Origin of the sequence: Hydrogenophaga bisanensis (genome assembly GCF_042665135.1) — a bacterium.
Lineage (GTDB): Bacteria > Pseudomonadota > Gammaproteobacteria > Burkholderiales > Burkholderiaceae_C > Hydrogenophaga > Hydrogenophaga bisanensis.
In genome coordinates this window covers 1-1,187 of record NZ_JBHTBX010000034.1, presented here as the reverse complement: position 1 = coordinate 1,187, position 1,187 = coordinate 1, and the positions used below count along the sequence as shown (strand labels likewise).

General features: G+C 60.1%; 1 protein-coding gene. It reads right to left on the bottom strand.

Annotated elements, in window-relative coordinates; translation table 11 throughout:
* Positions 1 to 38: 38 nt before the first annotated feature.
* Positions 39 to 1,126 (bottom strand): IS3 family transposase gene (locus ACFQNJ_RS19305; protein ID WP_382260376.1). Its coding sequence is split into 2 segments (ribosomal slippage): positions 39 to 874 and positions 874 to 1,126, totalling 1,089 coding nucleotides; the frame shifts between segments, so codons are not numbered across the junction.
* Positions 1,127 to 1,187: the final 61 nt, after the last annotated feature.

Below are 1,187 nucleotides of genomic sequence, written 5' to 3'. Positions count from 1 at the left end.
GGTAATCCCCCCGAAACGCATCGGGCTGAGAAGTAGATTCATGCGGTCATGGCCAACCGCTGTTTCGGGGTGATGCCGCCCAAGGCCATGTTTGGGCGTTCGTGGTTGTACATCCACATCCAGTTGGTGGCGTACAGCCTGACTTCATCGAGGTCGCGCCAATGGTACTGTGACAGCCATTCGTAGCGCACTGTCCGGTTGAACCGTTCCACGTAGGCGTTCTGTTGCGGCTTGCCTGGCTGGATGTATTCGAACCGGATGCCCCACTCTTCGGCCCAGCGCCGCACCGTCTCGCTGATGTTCTCCGGCCCGTTGTCACAACGGATGACTTCGGGCTTGCCACGCCATCCGATGATCTGCCTGAGCGCCCTGATCACCCGGTCCGAGGGCAGCGAGAAGTCCACCTCGATGCCCAGCGCCTCGCGGTTGAAGTCGTCGATGACGTTGAACAGCCGAAAGCTGCGTCCGTCCTCCAGTTGGTCGTGCATGAAGTCCATGGACCAGACCTGGTTGCGCTGCTGCGGCACAGCCAGGGGCTCGGGCTTCTGACGCACCAGCCGCTTGCGCGGCTTGATGCGCAGGTTCAGCTCCAGCTCCCGGTAGATGCGGTAAACCCGCTTGTGATTCCAGCCAAAGCGCTTGACGTTGCGCAGATACAGAAAGCACAGCCCGAAGCCCCAGTTGCGGTGGTTGTCCGTGAGCCTGAGCAGCCAGTCGGCGATCTCCTGGTTCTCTGCGCTGATCCTGGCTTCGTACCGGAAGCACGACTGGCTTACCCTGAACGCTTGGCAAGCCACCCTGATGGACAGCCCACGATCTTGCACCGCACGTCTGGCCATCTCACGCCGGCGAGATGGCCTCACCACTTTTTTGCGAGTGCCTCGGCCACGATGTCAGCCTTGATCTTCTCTTCGACGTACATCTTTTTGAGCCGCCGATTCTCTTCCTCAAGCTCCTTCATGCGGGCCATGAGGGAGGCGTCCATGCCGCCGAACTTGGCCCGCCACTTGTAGAAAGTGGCCACGCTGATGCCCAGTTCGCGGCAGACCTCGGGCACTGACAAGCCGGCCTCCACCCGCTTGAGCGCATCCATGATCTGGCTGTCGGTAAACCTTGACTTCTTCATGTAGAAATTCTCCTTCGAAAACTTCTACTTCTCGCCCCGCCGGTTTTTCGGGGGGATTACC